22 protein-coding genes are annotated in these 24,103 nt (G+C 69.6%); 12 read left to right on the forward strand and 10 right to left on the reverse strand.

Features of this window, described 5'->3' with window-relative positions; translation table 11 throughout:
- Positions 1-103 precede the first annotated feature (103 nt).
- The 3 genes from QMO76_RS06280 to QMO76_RS06290 all read left to right on the forward strand — a co-directional run bounded on the left by QMO76_RS06280 (position 104) and on the right by QMO76_RS06290 (position 3,078).
- Positions 104-589, forward strand: coding sequence for a MarR family winged helix-turn-helix transcriptional regulator (locus tag QMO76_RS06280; protein WP_306360239.1), 486 nt, complete (start codon positions 104-106; stop codon positions 587-589).
- Between the two features lie 112 nt (positions 590-701).
- Positions 702-1,541: a p-hydroxycinnamoyl CoA hydratase/lyase gene (locus QMO76_RS06285; RefSeq protein WP_372341922.1), complete on the forward strand. Its 840-nt coding sequence runs from the start codon at positions 702-704 to the stop codon at positions 1,539-1,541.
- 31 nt (positions 1,542-1,572) lie between these two features.
- Positions 1,573-3,078: a long-chain fatty acid--CoA ligase gene (locus QMO76_RS06290; RefSeq protein ID WP_306360241.1), complete on the forward strand. Its 1,506-nt coding sequence runs from the start codon at positions 1,573-1,575 to the stop codon at positions 3,076-3,078.
- Between the two features lie 207 nt (positions 3,079-3,285).
- Here QMO76_RS06290 and QMO76_RS06295 read toward each other — a convergent pair whose 3' ends face one another.
- Together QMO76_RS06295 and QMO76_RS06300 are read right to left on the reverse strand one after the other, a co-directional pair.
- Positions 3,286-4,617, reverse strand: a complete 1,332-nt coding sequence (locus tag QMO76_RS06295; protein WP_306360242.1) for an MFS transporter — start codon at positions 4,615-4,617, stop codon at positions 3,286-3,288.
- Positions 4,618-4,747: 130 nt separating this feature from the next.
- Positions 4,748-5,656, reverse strand: coding sequence for an amidohydrolase family protein (locus QMO76_RS06300; protein WP_306360243.1), 909 nt, complete (start codon positions 5,654-5,656; stop codon positions 4,748-4,750).
- 51 nt (positions 5,657-5,707) lie between these two features.
- Here QMO76_RS06300 and QMO76_RS06305 point away from each other — a divergent pair, with 51 nt between their 5' ends.
- The gene (locus tag QMO76_RS06305; protein ID WP_306360244.1) at positions 5,708-6,481 is read left to right on the forward strand and encodes an IclR family transcriptional regulator; all 774 of its coding nucleotides are present in this window, start codon (positions 5,708-5,710) and stop codon (positions 6,479-6,481) included.
- A gap of 57 nt (positions 6,482-6,538) precedes the next feature.
- On the opposite strand, the gene QMO76_RS06310 is transcribed toward QMO76_RS06305, so the two are convergent.
- On the reverse strand, positions 6,539-7,558 hold the full coding sequence (locus QMO76_RS06310; RefSeq protein WP_306360246.1) for a hemolysin family protein: 1,020 nt from the start codon (positions 7,556-7,558) through the stop codon (positions 6,539-6,541).
- Positions 7,551-8,915: a hemolysin family protein gene (locus tag QMO76_RS06315; protein ID WP_306360247.1), complete on the reverse strand. Its 1,365-nt coding sequence runs from the start codon at positions 8,913-8,915 to the stop codon at positions 7,551-7,553. The genes QMO76_RS06310 and QMO76_RS06315 overlap by 8 nt, the downstream gene beginning before the upstream one ends.
- A gap of 227 nt (positions 8,916-9,142) precedes the next feature.
- Here QMO76_RS06315 and QMO76_RS06320 point away from each other — a divergent pair, with 227 nt between their 5' ends.
- From QMO76_RS06320 to QMO76_RS06335, 4 genes are all read left to right on the forward strand, one after another.
- Positions 9,143-9,598 carry a MarR family winged helix-turn-helix transcriptional regulator gene (locus QMO76_RS06320; RefSeq protein WP_306360248.1) on the forward strand — a complete coding sequence of 152 codons (456 nt, stop codon included), beginning with the start codon at positions 9,143-9,145 and terminating at the stop codon, positions 9,596-9,598.
- Positions 9,591-11,396 carry a long-chain fatty acid--CoA ligase gene (locus QMO76_RS06325; protein ID WP_306360249.1) on the forward strand — a complete coding sequence of 602 codons (1,806 nt, stop codon included), beginning with the start codon at positions 9,591-9,593 and terminating at the stop codon, positions 11,394-11,396. Before QMO76_RS06320 ends, QMO76_RS06325 begins: the two co-directional genes overlap by 8 nt.
- Positions 11,397-11,494: 98 nt before the next feature.
- The gene (locus tag QMO76_RS06330) at positions 11,495-12,439 is read left to right on the forward strand and encodes an ATP-binding cassette domain-containing protein (RefSeq protein WP_306360250.1); all 945 of its coding nucleotides are present in this window, start codon (positions 11,495-11,497) and stop codon (positions 12,437-12,439) included.
- Entirely contained in the window at positions 12,436-13,203 is a 768-nt protein-coding gene (locus QMO76_RS06335; RefSeq protein WP_306360251.1) for an ABC transporter permease, read from the forward strand. Before QMO76_RS06330 ends, QMO76_RS06335 begins: the two co-directional genes overlap by 4 nt.
- Here the strand turns inward: QMO76_RS06335 and QMO76_RS06340 are convergent.
- On the reverse strand, positions 13,187-16,357 hold the full coding sequence (locus QMO76_RS06340) for a BTAD domain-containing putative transcriptional regulator (protein WP_306360252.1): 3,171 nt from the start codon (positions 16,355-16,357) through the stop codon (positions 13,187-13,189). The two genes, QMO76_RS06335 and QMO76_RS06340, sit on opposite strands and share 17 nt — an antisense overlap.
- A gap of 224 nt (positions 16,358-16,581) precedes the next feature.
- Between QMO76_RS06340 and QMO76_RS06345 the strand changes: the two genes are divergently transcribed.
- The 3 genes from QMO76_RS06345 to QMO76_RS06355 all read left to right on the forward strand — a co-directional run bounded on the left by QMO76_RS06345 (position 16,582) and on the right by QMO76_RS06355 (position 18,820).
- Positions 16,582-17,223: a DUF4097 family beta strand repeat-containing protein gene (locus QMO76_RS06345; protein WP_306360253.1), complete on the forward strand. Its 642-nt coding sequence runs from the start codon at positions 16,582-16,584 to the stop codon at positions 17,221-17,223.
- Between the two features lie 200 nt (positions 17,224-17,423).
- The gene (locus QMO76_RS06350) at positions 17,424-18,296 is read left to right on the forward strand and encodes a polysaccharide deacetylase family protein (protein ID WP_306360254.1); all 873 of its coding nucleotides are present in this window, start codon (positions 17,424-17,426) and stop codon (positions 18,294-18,296) included.
- A 74-nt stretch (positions 18,297-18,370) separates the two neighbouring features.
- Complete coding sequence (locus QMO76_RS06355; protein ID WP_306360255.1) at positions 18,371-18,820, forward strand: hypothetical protein; 450 nt, start codon at positions 18,371-18,373, stop codon at positions 18,818-18,820.
- 40 nt (positions 18,821-18,860) lie between these two features.
- On the opposite strand, the gene QMO76_RS06360 is transcribed toward QMO76_RS06355, so the two are convergent.
- The 3 genes from QMO76_RS06360 to QMO76_RS06370 form a co-directional block, all read right to left on the reverse strand.
- Positions 18,861-19,229, reverse strand: coding sequence for a DUF4189 domain-containing protein (locus QMO76_RS06360; RefSeq protein WP_306360256.1), 369 nt, complete (start codon positions 19,227-19,229; stop codon positions 18,861-18,863).
- Positions 19,230-19,499: 270 nt separating this feature from the next.
- On the reverse strand, positions 19,500-20,468 hold the full coding sequence (locus QMO76_RS06365; RefSeq protein ID WP_306360257.1) for a haloalkane dehalogenase: 969 nt from the start codon (positions 20,466-20,468) through the stop codon (positions 19,500-19,502).
- A gap of 14 nt (positions 20,469-20,482) precedes the next feature.
- Positions 20,483-20,926: a hypothetical protein gene (locus QMO76_RS06370; RefSeq protein WP_306360258.1), complete on the reverse strand. Its 444-nt coding sequence runs from the start codon at positions 20,924-20,926 to the stop codon at positions 20,483-20,485.
- A gap of 129 nt (positions 20,927-21,055) precedes the next feature.
- On the opposite strand from QMO76_RS06370, the gene QMO76_RS06375 reads away from it, so the two are divergent.
- A complete protein-coding gene (locus tag QMO76_RS06375) occupies positions 21,056-21,676 on the forward strand; it encodes a TetR/AcrR family transcriptional regulator (RefSeq protein ID WP_306360259.1) in 621 nt (206 codons plus the stop codon).
- An 18-nt stretch (positions 21,677-21,694) separates the two neighbouring features.
- Here QMO76_RS06375 and QMO76_RS06380 read toward each other — a convergent pair whose 3' ends face one another.
- Positions 21,695-22,615 (reverse strand): NAD(P)-dependent oxidoreductase, encoded by a 921-nt coding sequence (locus tag QMO76_RS06380; RefSeq protein WP_306360260.1) that lies wholly within the window; start codon positions 22,613-22,615, stop codon positions 21,695-21,697.
- 203 nt (positions 22,616-22,818) lie between these two features.
- Positions 22,819-24,027 (reverse strand): NAD(P)/FAD-dependent oxidoreductase, encoded by a 1,209-nt coding sequence (locus QMO76_RS06385; RefSeq protein ID WP_306360261.1) that lies wholly within the window; start codon positions 24,025-24,027, stop codon positions 22,819-22,821.
- Positions 24,028-24,103 lie beyond the last annotated feature (76 nt).

Genomic DNA, 24,103 nt, shown 5'->3' on the forward strand with positions numbered 1-24,103 from the left:
AGGATGGTTCCGCTGTGTCCCGCGCCACCACCGCGATTTCATTGAATGGAAGACGGGCCGACGGGTGGCGTGCTTTCCCGGGGTTCGGTGCGAAGATGACTGGGTGACCGGCACGTTCGACGACGACAGCGAGGCCCGGCCCTCCACCCTCTACCTGATCAAACAGCTGGAGCTGGCGGTGCGGGCGCTGATGGACGACGCCCTGCGCCCGCTCGGCCTCACCACGCTCCAGTACACGGCGATGACAGTGCTGGAGCGCCGCAGCGGTCTGTCCTCGGCGCAGCTGGCGCGGCGGTCCTTCCTGCGGCCGCAGACCATGAACGTGATGGTGCAGACCCTGGAGGAGCGCGGCCTCATTCGGCGCGACCGGGATCCGGCCAATCGCCGCGTGCTGGTGGCGACCCTGACCGAGCGCGGCCGCGAGGTGCTGCGGGAGGCGGCTCCGCTGGTGCGGTCGATCGAGGAGCGGCTGCTCGACGGGGTGAGCGAACAGCGCGGGGCCGCGTTCCGCGGCGTGCTGCGGCACGGTATCGCCGCCCTGGCGGAGGAGGCGGCCAGGCGCGAGGTCGCCGAACTGCCCGGTGGCTGAACGTATTCCGGCTTCCATTCATTGGTAGGGGCGGTTGACTCCCGGGTGTCGGCGCGGCGACCCTGTGCCGGTAATTGTCAGCAATACTGATAAAGGAGGGGTGATGGACACCCTGACCGGCACCGAACCCTGGGGCGACACCGTCACGGTGGAATTCGACGAGGGCATCGCCTGGGTCACCCTCAACCGCCCGGACAAGCGCAACGCCATGAACCCGGCCCTCAACGAGGAGATGGTGCGCACCCTCGACCACCTCGAGGACGACGACCGCTGCCGCGCGCTCGTGCTCACCGGCGCGGGCGAATCCTTCTCCGCCGGAATGGACCTCAAGGAGTACTTCCGCGAGGTCGAGGCCACCGGCAGTGTGGCGGCGCAGCTGCGGGCGCGCCGCACCGGCGTGGAATGGCACTGGCGGCGGCTGGCGTTCTTCAGCAAGCCCACCATCGCCATGGTCAACGGCTGGTGTTTCGGCGGCGCGTTCACCCCGCTGGTGGCCTGCGATCTGGCCATCGCCGACGAGCGCGCGCAGTTCGGCCTGTCCGAGGTGAACTGGGGCATCCCGCCGGGGAGCCTGGTCACCAAGGCCATGGCCGCCACCGTCAGCCAGCGCGACGCGCTGTACTACATCATGACCGGCGAGCCCTTCGACGGCGTGCGCGCCGCGCGGATGCGGCTGGTCAACGAGGCGGTACCCGCCGAGCGGCTGCGCGAACGCACCCGCGAGCTGGCGCTGAAGCTGGCCTCGCTCAATCCGGTGGTGCTGCACACCGCCAAGGTGGGCTACAGGTTCGCGGCCGAGATGACCTGGGCGCAGTCCGAGGACTACCTGTATGCCAAGTTGGACCAGTCCCGCGCGCTGGATCCCGAGCACGGCCGGGAGAAGGGCATGAGCCAGTTCCTCGACGACAAGAGTTACCGCCCCGGGCTCGGCGCGTTCGACCGGTCGAAATAGGCTCCCGCCGCGACCTAGGAGAGGGGCGAACGTGCGCAATCGAGGGTTGGGCTCCTGGCCCGTGCGGCGGGCCCGGATGACACCCGCCGCCGTCGCCGTCACCGGCGGCGACGACTCGCTGACCTACGGGCGACTGGCCGAACGCGCCACCCGCGCCGCCTGGACGCTGCGCGGGCTCGGGGTCGCACCCGGTGACCGGGTCGCCTATCTGGGTCCGAATCATCCCGTCTACCTGGAGGTGTTCTTCGCCACCGGCCTGCTGGGGGCGGTCTTCGTACCGCTGAGCACCCGGTCGGCGGCGGCGGAGCTCGAGTACGCGCTCACCGATTCCGGTGCGGCGATACTCGTGCACACCGGCGAGCACGATGCCCTGGTGGCTGCCCTGCCCGGCGCGGCCCGCCCGGGCATCGTGCGCGTCGGCGGGCCCGGCGGCTACGAGGAACTGCTGGCCGCCGCGTCCGTCGAGCCGATCGACGAGCCGGTCGCCCTCGACGACGACTGTCTCATCATGTACACCTCCGGCAGCACCGGTCGGCCCAAGGGGGCGGTGCTCACCCACGGCAATCTCACCTGGAACTGCGTCAATGTGCTCGTCGAGAGCGATGTCGCCGCCGACGAGGTGACGCTGGTGGCCGCGCCGCTGTTCCACGCGGCGGCGCTGGGCATGGTGTGCCTGCCGACCCTGCTCAAGGGCGGACGGGTGGTGCTGCTCGGCAAGTTCGATCCGGCGACGGTCCTGGAACTCGTCGAGCGTGAGCGCGTCACCCGGATGTTCGGCGTGCCGACCATGTTCGACGCGCTCGCCGCGCATCCGCGCTGGGCGGCGGCGGACCTGTCCAGCGTGCGCACCCTGCTGTGCGGCGGATCCCCGGTGCCGCACAGCACGATTCGGCGCTACCTCGACCGTGGCCTGAGCTTCGTCCAGGGCTACGGCATGACCGAGGCCGCGCCGGGCGTGCTGGTGCTAGATCGCGACCACGCCGAGTCCAAGCTCGGATCGGCCGGTGTGCCCTCGTTCTTCACCGATGTGCGGGTGGTCGACGCGGAGGGGACGGCGGTGCGGCCGGGGGAGCGCGGCGAGGTGGTGGTGCACGGGCCGAATGTCATGCGCGGCTACTGGAATCGGCCCGAGGCCACCGCGGATGTGCTGCGCGACGGCTGGTTCCACTCCGGCGATGTGGCCACCGTCGACGCCGACGGCTACGTCTACATCGTGGACCGCCTCAAGGACGTGATCATCTCCGGCGGAGAGAACATCTACCCCGCCGAGGTCGAGAACGAGCTGTGCCGTCATCCCGCGGTCGCCGCCTGCGCCGTCATCGGCGTCCCGGACGACCGCTGGGGCGAGGTCGGCAAGGCGGTGGTGGTGCCGGTGGACGGCCACCGTCCCACCTCCGGCGAGCTGCTCGAATTCCTGCGCGAACGGCTGGCGGGCTTCAAGGTGCCCAAATATGTGGCGTTCACCGATGAACTGCCCACCACCGGCTCGGGCAAGATCCGCAAGGCCGAGGTGAGAGCGCGCCACGGTCGGTCCTGAGCCGCCGTACGCACCGACGAAGGCCGGTCCCGCATTCCGGGGACCGGCCTTCCGGCGTATCCGTGCGGCGTCCCATGGCAACTCGTCACCGCTGAGAGCCGCACGGCGGGCCCGCCGCGCATGGCCGACGGCGAAGCCGCCCGGTGCGCACTGCACCGGGCGGCTTCCGTGTTGCCGTGCCGCCGGTGGCCCGGCGGCACGGCGATGTCAGCCGACCGTGACGCCGGATGCGGTCCGGTCCGCGCGCGGCTGTAGCCGCGGGCTGTGCGCGATGAGGATGGCGACGGCCGACAGCACCGTCATGGCGGCGAGGTAGACACCGATGAACACGGAGTTCTGCGTCTCGGCGAAGATGGCGGTGGCGATGATCGGGGACAGCGAACCGCCCAGAATCGCGCCGAACTGGTAGCCGATCGACGAGCCGCTGTAGCGCACGTGAGTGGGGAACAGGTCGCTGATCACCGCCGGAAGCGGCGCGTACTGGGTGGTATTGGCGATCATGGCCAGCGATCCGCCGATCGCGGCCAGCACGACGAGACCGGTGTCGAAGATCGGGAAGAACAACAGCGCCATGAGCGCCTGGAACACCGAGCCGATCAGCATGAGCCCGCGGCGGCCGAAACGGTCGGCCATGGTCGCCAGGATCAAGGTGGCGGCGAACTGCACGATGCTGACCACGATGACCACCACGAGCAGGCTGTCGCGCGAGTAGCCGACCTCCTTGGTGCCGTAGGACAGGATGTAGGTGAGCACGATGTACCCGAAGGCCGGGCTGGCGCCCGCGGCGAAGATGGCCACCACCACCCCCGCCGGATACTTCCGCAGCACCTCCAGAATCGGCATGCGCGTGGTTCCGCGCGCACCGGCCGCCCGGGCGAACTGCGGGCTCTCGCTCAGCCGTCGGCGAATGTAGAGGCCGTACACCACCAGCACGATGCTGGCGACGAAGGCGATCCGCCAACCCCAGGTGGTGAACGCGTCGCCGGTGAGAGCGGACAGCAGCAGCATGGTGCTGTAGGCGAGAATCGCGCCGCCGGGCACGCCCAGCTGTGTCGAGGCCCCGTAGAACACCCGCCGTCGCGGCGGTGCGTGTTCGATGGCCATGAGCGCCGCGCCGCCCCACTCCGCGCCGACCGCCAGGCCCTGGAGCAGGCGCAGCGCGAACAGCAGGATCGGTGCGGCGATGCCGATCTGGTCGTAGGTGGGCAGCAGCCCGACCAGGACGGTCGAGCCGCCCATGATCAGCAGCGACACGATGAGCACCTGCTTGCGGCCGATGCGGTCGCCGAAGTGACCGGCGACCACCCCGCCCAGCGGCCGGGACAGGAATCCCACCGCGAAACTGGCGAAGGCGCCCAATTGGCTCACCGCCGGATTGCTCGACGGGAAGTATTGCGGTGCGAAGATGAGCGCCGCCGCGGCTCCGTAGAGGAAGAAGTCGTACCACTCGATGGCGGTGCCGATGAAACTCGCGGTGGCGGCCTTTCGAGCCGCTTCGGGAGTCACCGGCGAGGCGCCGTCTCTGGGCTGGTTGGGCATCAACCCGCTCCTGTTCGATCAATGGCTGAATCGCCGAACAGGAAAGGACATCGGGCACGTGCGCTCAATACGCCTTTCCGTTCAATGAGAGAACTGGCTCACACCGGGAGCAACCGGCTATGAGCCGCGTTCAGCGCAATGCGAGTGCGCGAATAGCGTTGTCCTTCATGATTTTCGGCCGGATGTGCGGTTCGATCTCGAGCTGTTCGAAGTCCCGGATCCAGCGCTGCGGGGTGATGACCGGATAGTCCGAGCCGAACAGCACCTTGTCCGCCAGCGGTCCGTTGGCCGCGCGCACCAGCTGCGGCGGAAAGTATTTCGGCGACCAGCCGGACAAGTCGATGAACACATTGGCCTTGTGGGTGGCGATGGAGATCGCGGCGTCCTGCCACGGCACCGACGGGTGCGCCATGATCACGGTGAGTTCCGGGAAATCGGCGGCCACGTCGTCGAGCAGCATGGGATCGGAATAACGCAGTTTGATCCCGCGCCCGCCGGGCAGGCCCGCCCCGATTCCGGTCTGCCCGGTGTGGAAAAGCGCTGGGACGCCGAGGGATCGCAATTCCTCGTAGAGCGGGTAGACGCGCCGGTCATTGGGTTCGAAACCCTGGAGGCTGGGATGGAATTTGAAGCCGCGGACCCCGTGGTCGGTGACCAGTCGCCGAGCCGCCCGCACGCCCGCCGCCCCCCGCGCGGGATCGATGGACCCGAAGGGGATGAGGACATCGGGGTGCGCGGCGGCGGCCGTCGCGATCGCCTCATTGCTCAGGGCGGGATGTCCGGTGGTGGCCTCGGCGTCCACGCTGAACACGACGGCGGCCATATTCAGCGCGCGGTAGTGCGCCGCGAGGTCGTCGACGGTCGGGCGGGCCGTATCGGTTCCCCGGAAGTAGGACTCGGCGGCTTCCAGCAGCTCGCGGTCCAACGCGAGGTTGCCGTGGTGGTCGGCGTGGATATGGGTGTGCACGTCGATCGCGGTGATCCGGTCGAGGTCGAGGCCGGTCGCGCGGTTGACGGGTGTTGTCGCGGAGTGGTACACAACACATATATATCAGCAATCCTGATAATCTTGGAATGGTGGTGGCGGCATATGGCCAGGTCGACGAGCGGCGAATCGCTCATGTCCCGAGTCGTGCGCATCTACGAGGCATTCGGCCCCGATCACCGCGCGGTCACGCTGTCCGAACTGGCCCGACGCAGCGACCTCCCGCTGGCTACCGCCTCGCGCCTGGTCAACGAGCTCATCGACTACGGCTGGCTGCGCCGCGACGCCCAGCGCCGGATCTGCGTCGGCGTGCGCATGTGGGAGCTGGCCTCCCGCGCCGCTCCGACCCTCGGCCTGCACGAGGCGGCCATGCCGATCATGTCCGACCTGCACGCCGTCGTCGGCCATCACGTCCAACTCGGGGTGCTGCACGACCGGGAAGTGCTCTACGTCGAGCGGCTCTCGTCCTCGCGCACCATCCGCAATCGGGTGCGCTTGGCCGGACGGCTGCCCCTGCACGCCGCCTCGGCCGGGCTGGTGCTGCTGGCGCACGGCCCGCACGAGTTCCAGGAGTCGGTGCTGGCGGGGCCGCTGCGCGGGCTCACCCCGCACACCATCACCGACCCCGCCGCGCTGCGCACCGCGCTGGCGGAGATCCGCCACACCGGAATCGCCTACTGCCCGGGCCATGTCGACGAGTGCGCGACCGGTATCGCGGTTCCGGTCCGCGCCGTCGGCGGGCGCGTGGTCGCCGCCCTGTCCATCGTGCTGCCCAACGATCTCGCCGCCAGAGGTGCGATCCCGGCCCTGCGCGCCGCGGGCCGGGGCATCTCCCGCCTGCTCGGCGACGCGCCGCTCGACAGCAGGTTCATCGCCTGACCGCTGCCCCCGGGCCGTCGACGACATCGACGGCCCGGGGTGGCGTGCCCCGCCCGCTCAGGTCGCCGGACTGCTGGCTGTCGGCATGAGGCGTTGCAGGATGTCGGCGAGCGTGACCACGCCGAGCAGCCGTCCGTCGCCGTCGGACACCACGGCCAGGTGGTTGCGCGAGTCCTGGATGGTGCGCAGCACCTGGTAGGCCGGGGTGTCGGCGGCCAGGCGCAGTACCGGTCGGGCCAGCTCGGCGGCGGTCGCGGTGGCCGATGCGCGCAGGGCGTCGCGGACATGGACCACGCCGATGATGCCGCCGGGACCGGTGACCAGCAGGCGCAGATGCCCGGTGGTGTCGGCAGCGGTCTGGATCTGTGCCGGGTCGGCATCGGCGGGCACCGAACTCGGGTTCGGATCGGCCCGCATCAGGTCCGCTACGGTGACGCTCTCCAGTTCCAGCGCGGCCGCCAGCCGCCGATGATCGTCGGGGTCGAGCGCGCCGACGGTGGCGGAGTGTTCCACCAGGTGGCGCAGCGCCTCCGGGTTCTGTCCGGCCGACACCTCGTCGACCGGTTGCACGCCGACCCGGCGCAGGCACCAGTTGGCCAGATTGTTGAGCCGGGTCAGCAGCGGCCGGGTCAGCCACATGAAGGCACGCATGGGCAGCGCCAGCATGATCGCCGATCGCTCCGGATGCGCGATGGCCCAGGACTTCGGGGCCATCTCGCCGACCACCAGGTGCAGGAACGTCACGATCAGCAGGGCGAGTACGAACCCGGCGACATCGGCCAACCACAGTGGCGCGCCCCAGGTCTCGAAGGCCGGTGTGAGCCAGTGGTGCACGGCCGGTTTGGTGATCGCGCCGAGCGCCAGGGTGCAGACGGTGATGCCGAGCTGCGATCCGGCCAGCAGCACCGACAGTTCCGAGGCGCTGCGCAGGGCCGCGCGGGCGGCGGCACTGTGCGGCGCGGCGTCCTCCAGCCGGTAGCGGCGGGCGGCGACCAGCGCGAATTCCACCGCGACGAAGAAGGCGCTGGCCACGATGAGCCCGACGGTGACGGCGACGACGATCCACGGGTTATCCACGGCCGTCCTCCTCCGACTCGGCGACGGTCACGAAAACCTGTGCGGGCACATGCTTGTCGACCGCACGAACCTCGGCGTGCAGCACCCGGGGCGTCGGCGGGGCGTCGGTGATCAGCGTGGCCGGATCCGGTGGCAGTTCGATCTCGACGGTGTCGCCGACATCGGGCAGATCACCGTTGACGGCGATGAGCAGTCCGGCGAGCGTTTCGTAGTCGCCGGACGGCAGCCGATGGTCCAGCTCGCGGGCGACCTCGTCGAGATGCAGGCCGCCCGGCATGAGCCAGCCGTTGTCCAGCCGCTGTGCCTGACTCGGATCGGTGGACGGGTCGTGCTCGTCGGCGAGCTCGCCGACCAGTTCCTCGGCCATGTCCTCGATGGTGACGATGCCGGCGAAGCCGCCGTATTCGTCGACCACCAGCGCCATTTCATCCTCCGCGTCGTTCAGCTTGGCCAGTACCTCGGGTAGCGCCAGCGATTCCGGCACCACCACCGCACGTCGGGTGTACGCGGCTACCGGCCCGGTCGCGGTGGTGTCGAGCAGATCGTGCAGGTGCACGATGCCCACCAAGTCGTCGCTGGTCTCGCCGGTCACCGGATAGCGGGTGTGGCCCGTGGCCATCCGCTCCAGCACCAGTTCGACGGGTTCGTCGGCGCGAACGGTGTCGACGCGGGGCCGCGGCACCATGGCGTGTTCGGCACTGCCGGTGGGGAAGTCGAGCATCCGATCCAGCAGCATGGACAGATCCGCGGGCAGTTCACCGGCATTGCGGGATTCGGCGACGATGTGCGCGAGGTCGCGTGGATTGGCCGAATGCTCCACATCGTGCACCGGCTCGATGCGGACCGCGCGCAGCAGCAGATTCGAAGCGTGGTCGAACAGCGTGATGAGCCAGCCGAACAGGCGCAGGTACAGCGTGGTCGACCAGGCCAGCCAGCGGGCCACCGGCTCGGGCCGGGCGATGGCGAGGTTCTTGGGCACGAGCTCGCCGAACACCATCTGCACGAGGGTGGAGAACACCACGGCCGCCACCGCGCCGATGCCGACGCCGATCGCGAGCGGCACCCCCGCACCGTCGAGCAGATCCCCGATCCCGCGTCCGATGAGCGGTTCGGCCACATAGCCGACCAGCAACCCGGTGACGGTGATACCGAGCTGGGCCCCCGACAGCATGAACGATGTGCGCCGCGTCACCCGCAACGCGCGGGCGGCGCTCGTGTCCCCCGCCTCCGCGGCAGCTTTCAACCGGGACCGGTCCACCGCCATATAGGCGAATTCCTGGGCTACGAAGTAGCCGGTCAAAGCGGTGATGGCGAAGACGACCGCTACGCCGATGAGAATGCTCACCGCGGTGATCACGTCAGCTCCCCTCGTCGGGGTCGCCTACTTCGACCGGGTACGGATTTTCGGTGGCGGCGCGAACGTCGCTTCATGACCTGCTTTCTCCAGGATCGACGGGTGGCATCGAGGATAGGGCAAATCGGGCCGCCATGGCCGAATGCCGGGCCGAGGTCACAACCCGGCCCGGACCCCTCACGCTAGCGGGCGGCCGCCGTCGCCCCGGAGCCAGGCGTTATAGTTGCGCTATGCAACACCAGTCGGCCGGGGCTTCCCCCGGGCTCGTCGCGGTTCACGACGAGCTCGCGTGGATCGTCCGCGAGATCATCGCGGGCCGCCCCGCCGCCGAGGGCGTGCCGTCGTTCGCGCAGCAGTCGACGCTGTCCTATATCGAGCGGAATCCGGGGTGCCGGGCCACGCAGCTCGCCGAGGCATTCGGTGTGCACCGGTCGACGGTCTCGCGGCAGCTGCGGTCCTGTATGGACGCGGGCTGGGTGGCGGCGGGGGAGGGCAGCCTGCACGCCGGATACCCGCTCACCCTGACCCCGGCGGGACGGCGGGCGCTGGAGTCCGCGGTCGCCCGGGATCTGGCTCTGCTCGGCGAGCGCATGAACGACTGGACTTCCCGGGAAGTCTCCGACTTCGCCGCCGCGCTCCGGCGATTCCGTCACCCCCACCCGACCACTGGAGACGAGCATGCGTGAGTTCACCGCGGCACCCAGCTTCACCATCGCCGACGACGAGACCATCGTGCGATCGGTCTACGCCCAGGCCGAGCGGTATCCGAGCCGGGTGCTGTTCTCCCGGCCCGCCGGAGACGAGTGGCGCGATGTCACCGCCGCCGAGTTCGCGCGCCTGGTCTCGGCCGTCGCCAAGGGCCTGATCGCCAATGGCATCGAACCCGGCGACCGGGTGGTGCTGCTGTCGGCGACCCGGTTCGAGTGGACGCTGCTGGACTTCGCGATCTGGGCCGCGGGCGCGGTGACCGTGCCGGTCTACGACTCCTCCGCGGCCGACCAGGTGCGCTGGATCCTCGAGGATTCCGGCGCCGCGCTCGCGGTGGTGGAGACCGCCCGCCACAAGGACCTGGTCACCGCCGCGCCGGAGACGCTGCGGCGCATGCTGGTCATCGACGACGACGCCGAGGCCACCCTGATCGCCGACGGCACGGACGTGTCCGACGACGTGCTGCGGGAGCGGCTCGACGGGCTGCGCGCCGACGGACTGGCCTCGCTGGTCTACACCTCCGGCACCACCGGCCGCCCGAAGGGCTGCATGCTCACCCACCGCAACTTCCTCGCGGAGGTGCGCGGCATCCTGAAGGCCAGCATCGGCGACGTCGCCCGCCCCGGGCAGCGCATGCTCACCTTCCTGCCGCTCGCCCATGTGCTGGCCCGCGCGGTCTCGCTGGCCGCCCTCGAGGGCGGCATGACGCAGGCGCACTGGTCGGACTTCAAGACCATTACCGGGCAGTTCGCGCGCTTCCGCCCGCACACCATCCTCGGGGTGCCGCGGGTGTTCGAGAAGGTGCGCGACGGCGCGGACAAGAAGGCGCACGACGGCGGCGAAGTCAAGGGCGCGATCTTCCGATTCGCCGAGCGCACCGCCATCCGCTGGAGCGAAAACCTGGACCGCACCGGCGGTTTCGTGCGGCGGCCGTCCCCGCTGCTGCGCGTGCGGCACGCGCTGTGCGACCGCCTGGTGTACGCGCCGCTGCGCGCGGCCCTGGGCGGCGACTGCGAATTCGCCATCTCCGGCGGCGGCGCGCTCGCGCCCCGGCTCGGGCATTTCTTCCGCGGTGTCGGCGTCCCGATCTACGAGGGTTACGGCCTGACCGAGTCCACCGCCGCGCACTGCGTCAACGTGCCGGGTTCGGTGAAGATCGGCACGGTGGGACAACCGTTGGGCGGCAACGCGGTTCGGATCGCCGAGGACGGCGAGATCGAACTGTCCGGCGGCGTGGTGTTCGCCGGATACTGGCGCAACGAGGAGGCCACCGCCGCGGCGCTGTCCGACGGCTGGCTGCGCACCGGCGATCTCGGCGAACTCGATATCGACGGCTTCCTGTCCATCACCGGCCGCAAGAAGGACCTGCTCGTCACCGCGGGCGGCAAGAACGTCTCACCCGGCCCCCTGGAAGACCGCATCCGCTCGCACCCCCTGATTTCCCAGGCGATCGTGGTCGGCGACGGCCGCACCTTCATCAGCGCCCTGATCACCATCGACCCGGAGGCGTTCGAGACCTGGAAGGCGTCCACCGCCACCCCGCCCCACGCCACCATCGCCGACCTGCGCGACGACCCGACCCTGCTGGCGGAGGTGCAGCGGGCCGTCGACGACGCCAACAACACCGTCTCGCACGCCGAGGCGATCAAGAAGTTCACCGTCCTGCCCCGCGACCTCTCCGAGGAGTCCGGCGAACTCACCGCCACCCTCAAGGTCAAACGCCACGTCATCGCCGAACGCTTCGCCGACGAGATCGAGGGCATGTACCGCCGCTGACCGCCCCGTCGACGCGCTGAACAGCGGTAACGCTGTGTCAGCGGGCGTATCAGGTCGGTGTCAGGCCGGTATCAGGGGTCGCCGCGACCGTTGTTCCCATGAACGACACGGCAATCGTGGCCTCCGGGCTGCGGAAGGCATACGGGGACAAGACGGTCCTCGACGGAATCGACCTGAACATCGGGGCGGGAACGATCTTCTCGCTGCTCGGCCCGAACGGTGCGGGCAAGACCACCACGGTGAACGTGCTGACCACCCTGCAACGGGCGGACGGCGGCACGGTGCGGATCGCCGGACACGACCTCGTGACCGAACCGGAGGCGGTGCGCAAGGTCATCGGAGTGACCGGGCAGTTCGCCGCGGTGGACGACCTGCTCACCGGTGAGGAGAACCTGCGGTTGATGGCGGATCTGCACCGGCTGCGGGGCGCACGGCGGCAGCGGGTGATCGACGCGCTGCTGGAACGCTTCGAGTTGACCGAGTCGGCGCGCAAGCCCGCCGCCACCTACTCCGGTGGCATGCGGCGCAAGCTGGATCTGGCGATGACGCTGGTCACCAAGCCCGGCATCGTCTTCCTGGACGAGCCGACCACGGGCTTGGACCCGCGCAGCCGCCGCACCATGTGGGATATCGTCCGGGAACTCACGGCCGACGGCGTGACCATCTTCCTCACCACCCAGTACCTCGAGGAAGCCGACCAGTTGGCAGACCGGATCGCGGTGCTGGACTCCGGCCGCATCGTCGCCGAGGGCACCGCCGAGGAACTCAAGCGGCGCATTCCCGGCAGTCACATCCGACTGCGCTTCACCACCGCCGCCGAGGTGGCGGCGGCCGCGCACGCACTGCCCACCGCCACCCGTGACGACGACGCCCTCGCCCTGCGGGTGGAGGGCAGCGGCGGCAGCGCCTTCCTGCGCGACCTGCTGGACCGGCTCGCCGCGTACTCGATCGAGGCCGCCGAGGTCTCCATCCACACCCCTGATCTCGATGACGTTTTCCTCGCCCTCACCGGGCGGGCCACCACGGAGGCTGTCGCATCATGAGCACCCTGTCCCCGGTCGCCTCACTGGCCGATTCGTCGACCATGCTCGGCCGCAATTTCAAGCACATCGCCCGCAACCCGGTCACCATCTTCAACGCGGCGCTGATGCCGGTGATGATGATGCTGATCTTCGTGCACGTCTTCGGCGGCGCGTTCGACGTGGGCGAGGACTACATCGACTACGCGACCCCGGGCATGATCCTGCTCGCCATCAGCTACGGCCTGTCGGGCACCGCGGTATCGGTGAGTTCCGATATGGCCAAGGGCATCATCAACCGGTTCAAGGTCATGTCGGTCTCCCGCAGTGCCATCCTGATCGGCCATGTGGTGGCCACCATGGCCATCAATGTGGTCGCCATCGCCGCGGTGATCGGCGTGGCCTTCGCGCTGGGCTTCCGGCCGGACGCCACCGCGACCGACTGGTCGGGCGCGATCGGCGTCATGCTGGCGACCTCGTTCGCGGCGTCCTGGCTGACGGTCGCCCTGGGCATGGCCGCCAAGACCCCCGAATCCGCGGGGATGAGCGTGGTGCCGCTGATCATGCTGCCCTTCCTGAGCAGCGCGATCGTGCCCGCCGAGCAGATGGGCCAGGGTGTCCGGCAGTTCGCCGAGTATCAGCCCTTCACGCCGATCATCGAATCGCTGCGCGGATTCCTCTCCGGCAACCCGTCGGGCGGTGACACCGCCGCGGCGCTGGCCTGGTGCGCCGGATTCGCCATTGTCGGATTTCTCTGGTCGCGTGCCACTTTCAGCAAGCGAGCGTAGTTTCGGCCAGTTCCCGCGGGCTCGCCCGCTCGCCCTCCCGCAACGCCTCGGTGTACTTCGTGTCACCGAGGCGTTGTCGTGCCGTCCGCTCGACGCGGGCGGCGTCCGGCAGCGAGTGGTCGGACCGGCCGCGCACGGCGGTGCTCGCCGCGAGCAGCCGCACCGCCTGCTCGTCCGCACCCGCCCGCAGGGCCAGATCCGCGATGCCGACGAGCACGCGAGCGAGCAGGGGAATATGCCCGGCCTCGGTCGCCGCCCGGTAGGCCGCGCCGTGCTGGGTGCGGGCCGCGTCGAGATCCTGCGCCAGGTAGCCGCGCAGCTCGTGGATGACCGCGCTGGTGTGCGGCTGCTCCGCCTCCGCGCCCAGTATGGTCGTCGCGATGTCGATCTGCTCGTGCGCCCGCTCCGCGTCGCCGGTCCACCACGCGAGTTCTGCTTCGGCCAAAGCCAATTCGGCCCGTGCGATCGGCCACGCGGACTGCGCAGCCCACCGCCGCGCCTCCGCCAGCGCGGCCGCGCTCGCATCCGGATCGCCCCGCAGCCAGGCCAGTTGCGCTTGCCGCGCTCGCATCCGAATCGCGTCCTCGTGCGCGCCCACCTCCGTGACCACCGCGACCGCCTGTTCGAAAAGCTCATCGGCGGCGGCGAATTCGCCGCCGGTGGCCAGGTGATCGGCCAGCTCGGTCAGTGCGAACGAGATGCCCCACCGTTCTCCGATTTCCCGGAACTCGGCCAGCGCGGTCGTCAGGTACTCCCCGGTCTCCGGTCCGTCCTGACCCAGGACGACCCGCATCTTGCCCAGCTGTAGTCGAGCCAGCGCTCGCACCCACGGATCGTCGTCGCCGAGCAGCGATTCGAAGGCGGGCAGATATTCCTGCGGCCCGTGCAGCAGCCGTTCCAGCACGCCGGCGAAACGCAGCGCCGGATGGCCGTCGCGGCGGCCGTGCGCGTAGTCGTAGGTTTTGCGGATCAACTCGGCCAGTTGCTGTTCGCCGCTGCGCCCGGAAGCCAGGAAGTGGACGGCCAGGCCGTACACGGTGGCACGGGTCTCGTCGTCCACCGCACCGGGCGCGTCGGCGGCGGCGGTCACGAACTCCGTGCCCTCGGCCTTGTGCCCGCCGAGCCACCAGTACCAGCCCGCTGCGGCCGCGAGCCGCAGTGCGCCGGGGCCGTCGCCGGTCGCCAGCGCCGCGCGCATGGCGGCGGCGATATTGTCGTGCTCGCGCTCGAGCACGGCGAGCCACTCCAGCTGCTCCGCGCGGCGCAGATGCGGTTCCGCGGTCGCTGCCAGGTCGGTGAAATACGCCAGATGCGCCCGCCGCGCCGATTCGGCGTCACCGGCTTCGTCGAGCCGGTCGCGGGCGTACCGCATGATCGTGTCGAGCATCCGATAGCGCGGGCCGCCGGGGCGATGACCGGGTGCGGCATCGTCGTCGGTGCCGCGCAGCAGTGATTTCTCGACCAGTGCGGTCAGCAGGTCCGGCACCTCCCACCGTTCCACCACCGGATTCGTTTCCGCACTCGCGCACACCTGTTCGGCCGCTTCGGAACTCGCGCCGTCGGCGAAGACCGCAAGTCGGCGCAGCACGACCCGTTCGCTGTCGGTGAGCAGTTCCCAACTCCAGTCGACCACCGCGCGCAGCGTCCGATGGTGCGGGATCGCGGTGCGGCTGCCGCCGGTCAGCAGCCGGAACCGGTCGTCGAGGCGGTCGGCGAGCTGTTCGAGTGACATGGTGCGCAGGCGTGCCGCCGCCAGTTCGATCGCCAGCGGGATGCCGTCCAGCGCCCGGCAGATGCGCGCCATGGTCGTCAGGGTGTGCGTGTCGGCGGTGATGTCCTGGCGCACCGCATCGGCCCGATCGCGCAGCAGCCGCACGGCGGGGGCGGATTCGATCTGCGCGGGGTCGGCGTCGGGAACGGGGGAGCCCAGCGGCTCCACCCGCCGGATCGCCTCGCCGGTGATGCCGAGCGGTTCCCGGCTGGTGGCCAGTATTCGCAGACCCGGGCATTCGCCGAGAATCCGGTGCGCGAATCGCGCCGCGGCCTCGATCACGTGCTCGCAATTGTCCAGGACCAACAGTGCTTCGCGGTCGCGGATCGCGGCGACCAGCCGCTCCATCGGTTCCGCGTTGGACGCGCCGCCGAGCAGGCTGTCGCGAAGTCCGAGCGCGGCGAGCGCCGCCTGCGCCACATCCCCGGTGGGGCCGAGCGACGCCAGTTCCACCAGCCAGGCCCCGTCCGGCAGATCGTCGAGCATGGTGCGCGCGGTCTCCAGCGCCAGCCGGGTCTTGCCGGAACCGCCGGGTCCGGTCAGGGTGGTGAGCCGGTATCCCGCGAGAAGTTCACGGACCACGGCGATCTCGGCGTCCTTGCCGACGAAGCTGGTCAGTTCGACCCGCAGATTGGTGCGGCGCTCCTCCTCGCGCGCGCCCACCTCGCCACGCAGCAGGGCGACGTGCAGGGCGGACAGTTCCGGCGAGGGGTCCGCACCCAGTTCGTCGGCGAGGGCCTCCCGGGTGCGCTGGTACACGGTCAGCGCCTCCGCGCCGCGACCGGCCGCCGCCAAAGCCCGCATCAGCGCGGCGGCGAGCCGTTCCCGCAACGGGTTCCGAGCCACCACCTCGGTCAGCTCGGCGACCAGGTCCGCACCCCCGGCCAGGCGGACCTCCGCCTCGTAGCGGTCCTCCAGCGCGGCGAGGTGCAGTGCTTCGAGACGGGTGACCACGGCGTCGACCGCTCCGCTGTCCACGTCGACATCCCGCAGGGGCGCACCGCGCCACAGCTCCAGCGCTTCGCGCAGCAGCGGGGCCCGCTGCGGATCCGTCGCGCCGCGCGCCTGTTCGAGCAGTCGCTCGAAGCGGTGCGCGTCGACGGCCCGCGGCGGCACCGCCAGCCGGTATCCGCCCGCCTGCACATCGAGCACGCCGTCCGGCAGCGCCCGGCGCAGCCGGGAGACCAGTGCCTGTAGCGCGTTCGCCGCGTCCGCCGGGGGCCGCTCACCCCAGATCCAGTCGACCAGTTGTGCTTTCGGCACCGCGCGCCCGGGTTCGAGGGCGAGCGCGATCAGCAGTGCCCGCAACCGCGCACCGGACACCTCGATCGCACCGCCGTCATCCGTCCGGATTTCCAGCGGTCCCAGCACTCTGATCTGCACCCGGACATTCTGCCGTGATCGGTCAGCGGTTCGCCCGGCGACCTGTCGGCGGCCTCGCAATCGCCGGTGAACAGGCGCGACGCGGAGGCGACGGCGGTGTCAGTCGGCTGTCAGCCCGGTGTCAGCGGAGCCCGCGACAGTTGTTCACGTACCCAGCACGGCGGATGCGGCCTTCGAATTTGATGCCGCCCCCGCTCATCGACCGACTCCCGAAAGAGCCCATCATGCCTACCTTCCGGACTCCGAATCCGATCACCGTCGCCGCCGAGGTGCTGTCCGGCACCGTCACCGTCATCGCCTCCGACCGCACCGACACCATTGTCGAGGTCCGCCCGGCCGACGCGTCCAAGAAGGGCGATGTGCGCGCCGCCGCGCACACCGCCGTCGACTTCTCCGACGACACCCTGACCGTGCGCGCCCCGAAGGGTTGGCGCACCTACACCCCGTTCGGCGGCAACCCCACCATCGAGGTGAGCATCGAGGTCCCGACCGGCTCCCGCCTGTCCGCCACCGCCGCCGTCGGCCGCCTCTCGACCACCGGCGAACTCGGCGACTGTGACCTGGACGTCTCCGCCGGGGACATCCTGCTCGACCGCATCCGCGGCGCCGTGTCCGCCAAGGCCGCCCGGGGTGACATCCGCGTCGGCGCGGCGATCCACGGGGTACTGCGGCTGGAAACCTCGATGGGCGACCTGGACGTCGGCATCCACCCCGGCAGTGCCGTGCACCTGGAGACCGCAGCCCCGACCGGCACGATCCGCAACCTCCTGGACCCGGTCTGCGATGCGCGGAACACCGGCGAAGTGCAGGTCTACGCGCGAACCATGCACGGCGACATCAGTGTTCGCCACGCCACCGTGGCGTGAGTTCGACCGACCCGCATCCGCCGTTTCGCCGGGCGGCCACGGAACCGACGTCGACATCGGTGACCGGCCCGCCCGCGCGAAGGCCGATCCGGCGTTCCAGTGCCGTTCCATCCCGGCGGCCTCGATCGTTTAGTCCAGCTTATCGACCGTAGCGGAATTCAGCCTTGTTCGGCCTGCGCATCCCGTCGAACGTTACTCATGTGCAACTGGAGAACACCCTCTTCGACTACAGCCCCATCACCGACCGTCCGGAGTTCAGCTGGCCGGGCGGTAAGAAGGTCGCCTTCTACGTCGGCCTGAACATCGAGCACTTCCGCATCGACAAGCCCTCCACCAGCATCTGGCCCGGCACCGCGGATCTGGTCCCCGACGCACTCAACTACGGCTGGCGTGACTACGGTGCCCGGGTCGGCGTCTGGCGAGTGATGGACGCGCTGGACAAGTACGGCATTCGCGCCAGCGCGTTGTTGAATTCCGATGTGGTGGAATACAACCCGCAGATCGTCAAGGCGGGTGTGGAACGGGATTGGGCCTGGCTGGTGCACGGCAAGACCAATTCCGAGGTGACGGCGGGAATGTCGCCCGAGGAGGAGCGGGAATACCTCACGCGCGTCGTCGAGGTCATCGCCGGGGCGACGGGTGCGCGCCCCAAGGGCTGGATGGGACCCGGCCTCACCGAAACCTTCGACACCCCGAGGATTCTGCGCGAGCTCGGTCTGGACTACATCCTCGACTGGACCAATGACGATCAGCCCTACCCGCTGAACATCCCCGGCATGCTCTCGGTGCCCTATACCCTCGAGCTCAACGATCTCGGCATCTTCGCCAAGGCCACCACCGGACCCGAATACGTTCGGATGATCCAGGACCAGTACGACGTCCTGCTGTCCGAATCCGATCGCAGCGCGCGCGTTCTCCCGATCGCCCTGCACCCCTTCGTCATCGGCCAGGCGTTCCGGACGAAGTACCTCGAGCAGGCGCTGGGATTCCTTGCCGCCCAACCGGACATCTGGCTCACCACGACCGACGAGATCGCCGCCTACTACCGCGGCACGGTGCTGGGGCAGCGCTGATGCGCGACCGTGATGGCCGGGCCTTTCGTCCTTGCCACTGCGTCGCAAGGTATTTGATGGAAAGATCGGTTGATATGATCAACAGACGAATTTCCCGCATCGGGCTCCTCGCCGTCACGGCGGCCGCGGCGCTGGCACCCGTCGCCGCCGCGCCCGCGAGTGCGGACACCCCGTTCCACGCCCCCGAGGTGAACTTCGCCGGGGCCGGCGCCGGTGCCGTGTCCGCCACCCTGCGCAACCCCAACGACCGCGGCGCCTGCTGGGCGGAGGCGTCGATCGGTGGTCAGCGCGTCTTCTTCGGCGACAGCGATCCCCTGGACGGTTACGAAGAGCCCGCCGGCAACGACACCCTCGCCAGGGTCGGCCAGACGGTCACCGTGACGCTGTCGGGCCTCGAGCCCGGCTCGACCATCGATGTGCGCGGCGGCTGCGTGAACCAGTGGGAGGAGCAGTTCACCGACTTCGTCGCGATCACTGTCCCGACCACCGGAACACCACCCGCCACCGGCAGCTTCGGCTTCTGAGAGCCGATGCGACGGCGGGCCGAACGAATCAGTGGTCGGCTCAGCCCGAATGGGCGGTGCACTCCGTATGCATCACGGTCGGGAACGGGTCGCCGCCCGCGCTGATCGACGCGAGATCGGGGGGACCGAAAGCGGCCATGGCGGCGTTCTCGGCCTCACCCCTGGTGAAGCCCGCCCCGCCCAGCACCACGCCGTTGCGGATCGCGACGGAGCCGCAGCCGTTGGCGAACCGCGCCTGCACCGTGCAGTTCTCCGACACGCACTTCGACAGCACCACCCCATCCGCATCCGCCCAGCTCGGGTAGTTGAGCGCCCAGATGACGTGGACCTGGTCGCCGAGAATCTCGGTGGCCATGGATCCGTAGAAGCGGCCGTCGGATCCGGGTCGACAATGCCGATTCGTCCGCATCTCCCGACCGTCACGGCTCGTAGCCGCCGCGGCGGTCGCGACCAAGATCAAACGCGCTGATTGCGGACTCTACGCCGCGCCGCGATCCGCTGTCTCGAAAACCGGGCCGATCGGGTGATCGTGACGGTCATCGAAGCCGTTCGGCCGAGGTCATCCCGCTGATCTCGCGGTGGATACGGCCGGTCTTCGGCTGCCGTCGCACGTTCGCCGCCCGACGATCCTGCCGGGTGAACACCCGGTCGCTGTCGCGACCCCGACTCGGGCTCCGGCTCAACGGGTTTCGTGCAAGGCGTGCCGGTCCATCCAGGTGGCGACGGCCGCGCCGATCTCGTGTGGGCGGTCCTCCGGGGCATGGTGCTTGGCGGGCGGGATCATGACCTTCTCCGCGCTCGCGAAGGTGGTCGCCGCCCAGTCGACGGCTGCCGCGGTGACGCCCTGGCCGTTCTCCAGGGCCATGATCAGCTTCGGGAGTTCCGGTGTGCTCGCCAGGTAGCGGCCGTAGTTCTCGATGATCGCCACCACATCGGCGGGCTCGCCATCGAGCGGCAGCTCCCTGGGCCACGCCAGCAGGGGTTTGCGCGAGGCCGGTGTCGGATAGGGGGCGCGGTAGACATCATGGTCTTCCTCGGACAGATCCGTCACCTGTGCGGGCAGGTTGAATTCGATGAACATGTTCTCCTCCAACACCATTCGCTCGCCTTCGGTGCTGCGGTACTTGGCGAACAGCTCCCGGGCCTGCGGTGCCATGTCCTCGGCCCGGCCCGGCCGCAGGAAGGTCTCGATCACGGCGATGCCACGCACCCGGCCGGGATGGCGTGCGGCCCAATCCATACCGAGCGCACCGCCCCAGTCGTGGCCGACGATGATCACCTGATCGAGGTCGAGGGCGTCGAACCAGGCGTCGAGGTAGCGGGCATGGTCGGTGAAACGGTAGGGGCTGTCGGGTTTGCCGGAGTCGCCCATGCCGATCAGGTCCGGGGCCAGGACCCGGGTCTTGTCCGAGACATGCGGAATCACATTGCGCCACAGGTACGACGAGGTCGGGTTGCCGTGCAGGAATACGACGGGGATGTCGCCGGATCCGGTGTCGCTGTAGGAGATATAGGAGTCGAGCACATCGACGGTGTTCACGGCGGATGGTCCCTTCTCGGGTGGTGTCGCGCACGCCATGGTGGTGCCGGCGACGAGCGCCAGAGCGCCCGCCAGTCGCAGCAGTGATCGTCGGTTCAGCTGTTTCATATCGCGTCTTTCCCTCAGGCGCGGGCCAGTTCCTCGGCCATGCGGGTGGTGATGGTGGCAAGTACGCGGGCCGTGGTGTCCAAGTCCTCGGGCGCGACCGCGCCGTAGGCGGCCTGCACGATCGCGCCGGACGCGGCGCGCACCTCGGCGGCCAGGGCCGTGCCCGCGTCGGTGACCTCGAGACGGTCATCGGTCGCGGTGCGCAGCAGACCCGCTTCGAGCAGGGCGGCCACGGCGTGGTCGACATCCGCGGGGTCCCACTGGGTCATGCCCGCGACGCGGACGCCGTGCCCGGTCCGCTCGACTGGCTGACCTGCGGCGACGGCCTGGTTCAGGGTGATCCACTGCTTCTCGTCGAGCGTGGTGCCGGCCAGCGCCCGGGCGAGGACCGCGGTGTGGTGCTTCTCGGCCTGGCCGACGATCGACGGGGTCAAGGTGGCCGGGGTGGTGGTGCTCATTCGCGATCTCCTCGATCGGGGTGCTCGTTGACGAGGTAGATTCTGACACTAAGTCTCATTAGTGCGCAAGTATCATTTATGCCTGAGTATCTTTCGGTCCTGAGGTTCGTATCGCGTTAGGATTCCGGCATGGCCACCGACGACCGCGCCCTGCCGCTGCGCGAACGCAAACGGATCCGCACCCGTCGCGCACTCGCCGACGCGGCACTGCGGCTGTTCACCGAAAAGGGCTTCGCCGCAACCACGGTGGAGGAGGTGGTGGACGCGGCCGAGGTCTCACGCAGCACCTTCTTCCGCGCGTTCCCCACCAAGGAAGACGTGGCGATCGAGGCCGAAACCGAACTCTGGACGAGCTATCTCGAAACGTTGGCCGACCGCGAACCCGCCGGACCGATCCTCGCCGGGCTGCGCGACGCGCTCATCGACACCGCGCTCGCGCTACCGCAGGACTGGGACCAGCGCTACGTCGCCACCCGGCGGCTGATCCTCACCGCGCCCAGCCTGCTCGGGCACGTCGGCTACACCCGTTCCGGCGTGCGGAAACAGATCGCCGCACAGCTCGCCGACACACTCGATCTTCCCGGCGACGACCTGCGCCCGCGCATCCTCGCCGAAATGACCACCGCCGCCTGGAGCATCGCCGGACGCGACTGGGTGGCCGCCGACGGCGACGGCGGTCGACCCGGCCTCCTCGACCGGCTGCGGGACGCCTTCACCGCCATCCCCGACGCCCTGCGATTGACGGCCTGACGGCCACGTTCGGGATGATCAGATCCCGTCGCGCAGCGCCTGGACCCCGTCGCGGAAGCTGGGATACCGAGGCTTCCAGCCCAGGTCCGCCTTCGCCTTGGCGTTGGACACCCGCACGGACGTATCGATCATGAGGGTCGCGAGGTACGGAGCCGCCATCCGGATTACCCACTTCGGGATCCTGCGGGGCGGACCGGTGCGCCCGGCGCGGGCATGTGCGGTGAACATCTCGCCCCAGGTCGCCGGTGTGTCGTCGACGATGTTGTAGGCCCGTCCGGCGCTGCCGGACTCCATGGCGGCGACCGTGGCCGCGGCGGCGTCGGCCAGGTGGATCCATGCCATGGTGCCGCCGCCGTCTCGGGGGACCGGCAGGGTGCGCGCCCGCAGCGCCCGGATGAAACTCTGGGAGCCGGACAGTCCGTAGAAGGCGCCGTAGCGCAGCGCGATCCCGTCGATGCCGTCGGCGTCGAACACCTGCTGCTCGGTCGAATCGAGTGCCGCCACAATGGGATCGGTCTTGTCTCCGCGTTGCAGACCGAATGGATCGCGTTCGGTCAGCGGCCGGGAGCCGTGGTCGGTGTAGCCGTATCCGGGCACCATGGACTGGGTCAGGAATCGGCGTGCGCCGATCGCGTCGGCCGCCTGCAGCAGATGCGCCGTACCGGTGACCCGCAGCCGATTGGTCAGGTCCAGATCCCGGTACCTGGCCGGTGTCTTGCGCAGCGCGGTGAGCTGGTGGATGACGACATCCGCCGAGAGACCCTGCACGGCGCGCAGCAGTCCGTCCCGGTCGAGCACGTCGGCCACCACGATGCGGGCGTTCGGAATGTTCACCGCGGAATCCCGACTCACCGCGAGCACCTCATGGCCGCTCGCGTGCAGGGCCGCCACCAAGGGGCGGCCGATCGCGCCCGTAGCACCGGCGATCACAACTTTCACGATGATGTCCTCTTCAATATCCGTATCCGGGTGAGCAGTGCGGCGGCGATCACGGACACCGACCCGAGCAGCCACGGGTCGGAACCGTTACCACCGTCGCCACCGCGATGCGCCCGTGTGCGGGAATGCGCCGGGCGGCCTGACCGGCCAGCAATCGTCCGGTGGGCCCATTGGCCCCGACAACGATGATCCGCATGACGCGGTCATCCCTCGGACGAGCCGGTGCCGGCACGGGTTGCCTTGCGGGTGGCGCGGCCGCCCTTGGACAGCTGGACCGGGAGTTTCACGTAGCGGCTCATCTTGGCGGCGAGCGGTGGGGTGCTGCTGACCTGTTCCTTGTAGAAGGCGGCGACCTTGCCGGTGAGGTACCACCGGTTCGGGGTGTCGTCGGCCTTGGTGAACTGGATGACCGCGTCGCGGCGGCCGAGGCTCACCGGCTGGTGGAAGTAGCCGAAGCGCAAGGGCTTCACCTTCTTCCCACGCAGTAGCCGGGCGATGACCGTGGCGGTGTAGTCGGCGGTGACCACGCCGCTCTGGCAGGTGCCGTGAATCTGTCCCCAGGGCTGCCGCACCAGCGCGGCGTCTCCGATGGCGTGGATATCGGGGTGGGACTCGGAGCGCAACGTGGGATCGGTGATGATGAGTCCTCGTGCGTCGGTGGATATTCCGGCGCGGGTGGCCAGAGACGACACTCGTACGCCGGTGGTCCACAGGGTCAGATCGGAGCCGAGGTTGACACCGGTGTCCAGGCCGACGGCGGTGGGCAGCACCTTGGTGGCCTTCACACCGACCATGCGGACGACGCCGAGACGGTCCAGCACACGATTGAGGTGAGCACGGGCCTTGACGCCCATCATGGCACCGGGCTCGCCGGAGCTGACCAGGGTGACGGTCAGTTCCGGGTACGCCTCGGCGATTTCGGCGGCCGCCTCGATACCGGTGAGCCCACCCCCGCAGACGGTGACCGCGCCGCGCGCGGCGTTGATCTCGGGCAGTCGCTGGGAGAACAGGCGTGCGGCGCGGGGATCGTCGAGGGTCCAGGCGTGCTCCGCCGCGCCGGGCACCATGCTGGTGTCGGCGGCGCTGCCGAGCGCGTAGACCAGGGTGTCGTAGCGCAGGACCGCTCGATCGTCGAGGGTGACGACCTTGGCGGCGGTGTCGATGGCGGTGGCCGAGGCTCGATGGAACTCCACGCCGGTGCCCGCCAGCAGGTCCGGGATCTGATAGTCGGTCAGTTCCTGCCCCGCGGCGACCTGGTGCATGCGCAGCCGCTCGGTGAAGCGGGACGAGGGATTCACCACGGTGATGCGGGTGTTCAGCTTGCGGGTGTAGCGGGCCAGCCGGGCGGTCGCGATCAGGCCGGTGTAGCCGGCGCCGAGGACGACGATCTCGTGGGCGGTGTGGGTGTTCATCGCGGGCTTCCTGTCGGTCGTTCGCTGGAGTCGGCTATGGGACAAGGCAGCCCGGCAGAGTGTGACAGTCCGAGAA

The organism is Nocardia sp. CC227C (assembly GCF_030767025.1).
Lineage (GTDB): Bacteria > Actinomycetota > Actinomycetes > Mycobacteriales > Mycobacteriaceae > Nocardia.

What these genes read in the sequence shown, in the direction of transcription:
- QMO76_RS06335 (WP_306360251.1), top strand. Translation starts at nt 12,436, where the DNA reads ATGAGCACCCTGTCCCCGGTCGCCTCACTGGCCGATTCGTCGACCATG.
- QMO76_RS06360 (WP_306360256.1), bottom strand. Translation starts at nt 19,229, where the DNA reads ATGCGGACGAATCGGCATTGTCGACCCGGATCCGACGGCCGCTTCTAC.
- QMO76_RS06375 (WP_306360259.1), top strand. Translation starts at nt 21,056, where the DNA reads ATGGCCACCGACGACCGCGCCCTGCCGCTGCGCGAACGCAAACGGATC.
- QMO76_RS06325 (WP_306360249.1), top strand. Translation starts at nt 9,591, where the DNA reads ATGCGTGAGTTCACCGCGGCACCCAGCTTCACCATCGCCGACGACGAG.
- QMO76_RS06365 (WP_306360257.1), bottom strand. Translation starts at nt 20,468, where the DNA reads ATGAAACAGCTGAACCGACGATCACTGCTGCGACTGGCGGGCGCTCTG.
- QMO76_RS06370 (WP_306360258.1), bottom strand. Translation starts at nt 20,926, where the DNA reads ATGAGCACCACCACCCCGGCCACCTTGACCCCGTCGATCGTCGGCCAG.
- QMO76_RS06330 (WP_306360250.1), top strand. Translation starts at nt 11,495, where the DNA reads ATGAACGACACGGCAATCGTGGCCTCCGGGCTGCGGAAGGCATACGGG.
- QMO76_RS06345 (WP_306360253.1), top strand. Translation starts at nt 16,582, where the DNA reads ATGCCTACCTTCCGGACTCCGAATCCGATCACCGTCGCCGCCGAGGTG.
- QMO76_RS06295 (WP_306360242.1), bottom strand. Translation starts at nt 4,617, where the DNA reads ATGCCCAACCAGCCCAGAGACGGCGCCTCGCCGGTGACTCCCGAAGCG.
- QMO76_RS06385 (WP_306360261.1), bottom strand. Translation starts at nt 24,027, where the DNA reads ATGAACACCCACACCGCCCACGAGATCGTCGTCCTCGGCGCCGGCTAC.
- QMO76_RS06355 (WP_306360255.1), top strand. Translation starts at nt 18,371, where the DNA reads ATGATCAACAGACGAATTTCCCGCATCGGGCTCCTCGCCGTCACGGCG.
- QMO76_RS06305 (WP_306360244.1), top strand. Translation starts at nt 5,708, where the DNA reads ATGGCCAGGTCGACGAGCGGCGAATCGCTCATGTCCCGAGTCGTGCGC.
- QMO76_RS06320 (WP_306360248.1), top strand. Translation starts at nt 9,143, where the DNA reads ATGCAACACCAGTCGGCCGGGGCTTCCCCCGGGCTCGTCGCGGTTCAC.